This is a genomic window from Kitasatospora sp. NPDC057015 (assembly GCF_042673745.1).
GTDB lineage: Bacteria > Actinomycetota > Actinomycetes > Streptomycetales > Streptomycetaceae > Kitasatospora.
The window spans coordinates 22,758-28,757 of sequence record NZ_JBHUSG010000076.1; the positions used below are offsets into that span (position 1 = coordinate 22,758).

Below are 6,000 nucleotides of genomic sequence, written 5' to 3' on the forward strand. Positions count from 1 at the left end.
GATTCCTATCACGCTGGGTCGCCGTGGCTGCGGGGAGGGTGACGTCGGCCGTTGTTGATGATGTGGTATGAGCCCGGCACCAGGCGCACACGGAGCGTGGCGAGAGGCAGCTCACACCCCCCGGGCGTAACTTTGAGCGCCCTGATACGTCTTAGCTTTGTAGTGCGGCAGTTTTTCGGCGCGCGGCGAACGGCGGACCTCCGCCGTGCGCCCGCGTGCTCACGACTGCCGCCGGCGGGGCTCCGGCGGGCCCCGGGACGGCCGTCGACTGGTCGGCGGTCTTCGCGCACGACGCCGGGGTGCGGCGGGTCAGGGGCGCTTTGAGCGGCCGCCCCTGGCCAGGACCGCCCCCGGACGTCGTGCGCCGAACGCCCCGGCCGCGTACACCGCGCCGCCCCGCGCCACCGATACCCGCGGTTGCCCGCACCCACCCGGGCGAAGCCCGGACACGCACGAGGGCCCGGCCGCGCCGCTCGGCGAGAGCGGTGCGACCGGGCCCTTGCGGATCACCCGGAGCGGGGTCAGCGAGCGTCGAGGCCGACGTAGTCGCGGATCGCGGTGCCGGTGTAGATCTGACGCGGACGGCCGATGCGGCTCGTCGGGTCGTTGATCATCTCGTGCCAGTGGGCGATCCAGCCGGGCAGCCGGCCGAGCGCGAACAGCACGGTGAACATGCTGGTCGGGAAGCCCATCGCGCGGTAGATCAGGCCGGTGTAGAAGTCCACGTTCGGGTAGAGCTTGCGCGAGACGAAGAAGTCGTCGCTCAGCGCGTGCTCCTCCAGCTTGAGCGCGATCTCCAGCAGCTCGTCGGACTTGCCGAGCTGGGCCAGCACCTCGTGGGCCAGGATCTTGACCTGCGCGGCGCGCGGGTCGAAGGCCTTGTAGACGCGGTGACCGAAGCCCATGAGCTTCACGCCGTCCTCGCGGTTCTTCACCTTGCGGATGAAGGCGTCGACGTCGCCGCCGTCCTTCTGGATCTGCTCCAGCATCTCCAGCACGGCCTGGTTGGCGCCACCGTGCAGCGGGCCCCAGAGCGCCGAGATGCCCGCCGAGATCGAGGCGAACTGGTTGGCGTGGCTGGAGCCGACCAGGCGCACCGTGGAGGTCGAGCAGTTCTGCTCGTGGTCCGCGTGCAGGATCAGCAGCTTGTCGAGCGCGTTGACGACGACCGGGTTGAGCTCGTAGTCCTCGGCGGGGACGGCGAACGTCATCCGCAGGAAGTTCTCGACGTAGCTCAGGTCGTTGCGCGGGTAGACGAACGGCTGGCCGACCGACTTCTTGTAGGCGTAGGCCGCGATGGTCGGCAGCTTGGCCAGCAGGCGGACGGTCGACAGGTGGCGCTGGCCGGCGTCGAACGGGTTGTGGCTGTCCTGGTAGAACGTCGACAGGGCGCCGACCACCGAGGAGAGCATCGCCATCGGGTGCGCGTCCCGGGGGAAGCCCTGGTAGAAGCGCTTGACGTCCTCGTGGAGCAGGGTGTGCTGGGTGATCTCGTTGCTGAAGATCGCCAGCTGGTCGGCGTTCGGCAGCTCGCCGTTGATCAGGAGGTACGCGGTCTCGATGAAGCTGCCCTTCTCGGCCAGCTGCTCGATCGGGTAGCCGCGGTAGCGCAGGATGCCGTTGTCGCCGTCCACGAAGGTGATCGCGGACTTGTAGGCGGCGGTGTTGCCGAAGCCGTTGTCCAGGGTCACCAGGCCGGTCTGCGGCAGCAGCTTCGAGATGTCGAAGCCGGCGTTGCCCGTGGTGCTCTCGACGACCGGGTACTCGTAGTCGGCGCCCTGGTACCGCAGTACTACAGCGTCTGGACTTTTCTCGCTCACGCTCTTCCTCACCGACGAAATGAATCCTCATCCAAGATGCCCTGACTGTCTCTACCATCCCCCATCTGGCGGACAGTTGCGCACCCGGGGTGGCCCGAAAGGGCCGGCCCCTACAAAACCCGACGCCGCAGCCGGTATGAACCGGACAAGATCGGCACCACACTAGGCTCTGCCCTAAATCTCTTCACGTCAAGAGAACTCTAGAGGCAAGGATCCCCTTGGAGAATCATCCAGTCGCCAGCCGGTGATCGAGCGCGGAGTGCCTGCGACCTGCACTGACCGTGCGAACGGCCTGCCCGATCGCCTTGCGTGACCCCACCAGCACAACCAGTTGTTTCGCCCTGGTCACGGCCGTGTAGAGGAGGTTTCGCTGGAGCATCGTCCAGGCCGAGGTGGTGACCGGAATCACCACGGCCGGGTACTCGCTGCCCTGCGATCGATGGATCGTCACCGCGTACGCGTGCGTCAGCTCGTCCAGCTCGTCGAAGTCGTAGCCGATCTCCTCGTCCTCGTCGGTCAGCACCGTCAGCCGCTGGTCGTCCGCACTGAGCGAGGTCACCACGCCGACCGTGCCGTTGAAGACCCCGTTGCGCCCCTTCTCGTAGTTGTTCCGGATCTGGGTGACCTTGTCCCCCACCCGGAAGGTGCGGCCGCCGAAACGGCGCTCGGGCAGCCCCTCGCGCCCGGGCGTGACCGCCGCCTGGAGCAGCGTGTTGAGGTTCCCCGCCCCGGCCGGCCCGCGGTGCATGGGCGCCAGCACCTGGACGTCCCGACGCGGGTCCAGCCCGAACTTCTGCGGGATCCGGCGGGCCACCACGTCCACCGTCAACCCGGCCGCCCGCTCGGCGTCGTCCTCCACGAACAGGAAGAAGTCCGCCATCCCCTCGGTCCGCGGCGGCAGCCCCTCGTTGATCCGGTGTGCGTTCGTCACCACGCCCGACTCCTGCGCCTGCCGGAAGATCCTGGTCAGCCGCACCGACGGCACCGGCCCGCCGTCCGCCAGCATGTCCCGCAGCACCTCGCCGGCACCCACCGACGGCAGCTGGTCCACGTCCCCCACGAACAGCAGGTGCGCCCCCGGAGCCACCGCCTTGACCAGCTTGTTCGCCAGGATCAGATCCAGCATCGAGGCCTCGTCCACCACCACCAGATCGGCCTCCAGCGGACGGTCCCGGTCGTACGCCGCGTCGCCGCCCGGCCGCAGCTCCAGCAGCCGGTGCACGGTGGACGCCTCCACCCCCGTCAGCTCCGACAACCGCTTGGCCGCCCGGCCGGTCGGCGCCGCCAGCACCACCTTGGCCCGCTTGGCCAGCGCCAGCGTCACGATCGACTTCACCGTGAACGACTTCCCGCAGCCGGGCCCCCCGGTCAGCACCGCCACCTTCTCGGTCAGCGCCAGCCGCACCGACTGCTCCTGCTCCGGCGCGAGCTCGGCCCCCGTCCGCTTCGCCAGCCAGCCCAGCGCCGCCGGCCAGTCCACGTCCGCGAAGGCGGGCATCCGGTCGTGATCCGCCCGCAGCAGCCGCAGCAGCTGGTTGGACAGCGAGATCTCGGCCCGGTGGAACGGCACCAGGTACACCGCGGTGACCGGTTGCCCGCCCTCCCCCGGCACGGGCTCCCGCACCACGCCCTCCTCCGCGACCAGCTCGGCCAGACAGTCGATCACCAGGCCGACGTCGACCTGCAGCAGCTTGACCCCGTCCGCGATCAGACGCTCCTCCGGCAGGTAGCAGTGCCCCTGGTCACTGCTCTGCGAGAGCGCGTACTGCAGCCCCGCCTTCACCCTCTCCGGACTGTCGTGCGGGATCCCCACCGCCTGCGCGATCCGGTCCGCCGTCAGGAAGCCGATCCCCCAGACGTCCGAGGCCAGCCGGTACGGCTCGTTCTTCACCACCCCGATCGAGGCGTCCCCGTACTTCTTGAAGATCCGCACCGCCAGCGAGGTCGACACCCCCACCCCCTGCAGGAAGACCATCACCTCCTTGATGGCCTTCTGCTCCTCCCAGGCCTCGGCGATCTTCTTCGTCCGCTTCGGCCCCAGCCCGGGCACCTCGATCAACCGGGCCGGCGCGTTCTCGATCACCTCCAGGGTGTCCACCCCGAAGGCCTCCACGATCCGCTCCGCGAACCGCGGCCCGATCCCCTTGATCAACCCCGATCCCAGGTAGCGCTGGATCCCCTGGACCGTGGCCGGCAGCACCGTGGTGTAGTTCTCCACCACGAACTGCTTCCCGTACTGCGGATGCGAGGCCCAGCGGCCGTGCAGCCGCAGCGACTCCCCCGGCTGCGCCCCCAGCAGGGCGCCCACCACCGTCAGCAGGTCGTTGGCACCGCGCCCGGTGTCCACCCGCGCGACGGTGTAGCCGGTCTCCTCGTTCGCGTACGTGATCCGCTCCAGCACCCCCTCCACCTGGGCGAGCTGGCGCGGAACCGCGGGCTGCTGCGTGGCCACGGGACCCCTTCCACGATTCGGGTGACCATCCGCTACGCACCGTACCGTCCTGCTCCGACATCCCCGGCATCGCTCCCGACCGGCCGCCGCGAGGGCCGGGCCGGGGAGGGGGTCGGCCGGACCGGCGCGGCGCGCGGCCCGCACTGCGGCAGGCCGCCGGCGGTGGAAGGCTGGGGAAGGCAGGGGGGACCATCCGTTCCGGCCCAGGCGGGCCCCGCCGAAGGAGCAGTCCCGACCATGCTCAGTACCGACTACGTCCCCGGCTCCCCCATCTGGCTCGACCTCGGCAGCCCCGACCCCGACGCCTCGGCCGCCTTCTACGGCGCCGTCCTCGGCTGGACCTTCGCCTCGGCCGGCCCCGCCGCCGGCGGGTACGGCTTCTTCCAGCAGGACGGCCGGACGGTCGCCGCGCTCGGCCCGCTCACCGAGGAGGGCGCGGCCCCCGCCTGGACGATCTACTTCCACGCCCCGGACGCGGACCGCACCACCACCCTGGTGGAGGCCGCCGGCGGCAAGGTCCGCTTCGCCCCGTTCGACGTCTTCACCAACGGCCGGATGGCCGGCTTCACCGACCCGACCGGTGCCGAGTTCGCCGTCTGGCAGCCGCGCGACACCGCCGGCCTGGACGCCGTCGACATCCCGGGGACGCTCTGCTGGACGGAGTGCTACAGCACCGACGCCGAGGCGGGGAAGGCCTTCTACCGAGCCGTGTTCGGCTGGCAGGAGCAGGACGTGCCCTTCGGCGACGCCACCTACACCGTCCTCACCCCGGCCGGCGGGGGCACCGACGACGGCCAGGGCGGCATCATGCAGCTCGGCCCCGAGCAGACCGCCGCCGGCACCGACTCGCACTGGCTGCCGTACTTCGAGGTCCTGGATCCCGACGCCTGCACCGCGACCGCCGAGCGGCTCGGCGCGACCGTCCGCATCCCGCCGACGGACTTCCACGGGGTGGGCCGGCTCGCCCAGTTCGTCGACCCGCACGGCGCCGTACTGGCCGTCATCAGGAGTGCCGAGCCGGGACAGTGAGTCCACGGGCCCGCGCTCGGCCGCAGGGGCCCGTACGGCCCCGTGCAGGCCCGCAAAGGGCCACCGGGAGGCCCGCGGGCGCCGGTACCGGCTCGCCTAGTCTGAGCGCATGAACGATCTCAAGATCCGCCGCGCCACCGCCGACGACCTCCCCGCCGTCGTGGCGATGCTCGCGGACGACCCGCTGGGCGCCGTCCGGGAGTCCCCCGACGACCTGACGCCCTACCGCACCGCTTTCGAGCGGATCGAAGGAGACCCGAACCAGCACCTGGTGGTGGCCGAGCGGGACGGTCGGACGGTCGGTACCCTCCAGCTCACCCTGATCCCCGGGCTCTCCCGCCGGGGTTCCACCCGGACCGTCGTCGAAGCCGTCCGGATCCACGCGGACGAGCGGGGCAGCGGGCTCGGCACCCAGCTGATCCAGTGGGCCGTCGACACCTCCCGCGAACTCGGCGCCGACCTCGTCCAGCTGACCTCCGACGCCAGCCGCACCGGAGCCCACCGCTTCTACGAGCGCCTCGGCTTCGTCGGCTCGCACGTCGGGTTCAAGCTCCAGCTCTGACCTGATCCGATCCGGACGCCGGCCCCGGCCACGGGGCCGGGCCGCGTTTCCGGTCGGGAAACGCAGAAAAGCCCCGCCGGTTACCCGGCAGGGCTTCTCCACAATGATTGTTCGGCGGCGTCCTACTCTCCCACAGG

At 70.7% G+C, this 6,000-nt stretch carries 4 protein-coding genes; 2 read left to right on the plus strand and 2 right to left on the minus strand.

From position 1 onward, the window contains the following. Window positions 1-521: 521 nt before the first annotated feature. Together ACFTWP_RS39290 and ACFTWP_RS39295 are read right to left on the minus strand one after the other, a co-directional pair. A complete protein-coding gene (locus ACFTWP_RS39290) occupies window positions 522-1,832 on the minus strand; it encodes a citrate synthase (protein WP_380269969.1) in 1,311 nt (436 codons plus the stop codon). Between the two features lie 214 nt (window positions 1,833-2,046). Beyond that, window positions 2,047-4,272 (minus strand): ATP-dependent RecD-like DNA helicase, encoded by a 2,226-nt coding sequence (locus ACFTWP_RS39295; protein WP_380269970.1) that lies wholly within the window; start codon window positions 4,270-4,272, stop codon window positions 2,047-2,049. Window positions 4,273-4,509: 237 nt separating this feature from the next. On the opposite strand from ACFTWP_RS39295, the gene ACFTWP_RS39300 reads away from it, so the two are divergent. Next, on the plus strand, window positions 4,510-5,301 hold the full coding sequence (locus ACFTWP_RS39300) for a VOC family protein (RefSeq protein WP_380269971.1): 792 nt from the start codon (window positions 4,510-4,512) through the stop codon (window positions 5,299-5,301). A gap of 109 nt (window positions 5,302-5,410) precedes the next feature. Beyond that, window positions 5,411-5,863, plus strand: coding sequence for a GNAT family N-acetyltransferase (locus ACFTWP_RS39305; protein WP_380269972.1), 453 nt, complete (start codon window positions 5,411-5,413; stop codon window positions 5,861-5,863). The last annotated feature ends 137 nt before the right edge of the window (window positions 5,864-6,000 follow it).

Coding starts and splice junctions, on each gene's coding strand:
- ACFTWP_RS39300 (WP_380269971.1), top strand. CDS start 4,510: ATGCTCAGTACCGACTACGTCCCCGGCTCCCCCATCTGGCTCGACCTC.
- ACFTWP_RS39305 (WP_380269972.1), top strand. CDS start 5,411: ATGAACGATCTCAAGATCCGCCGCGCCACCGCCGACGACCTCCCCGCC.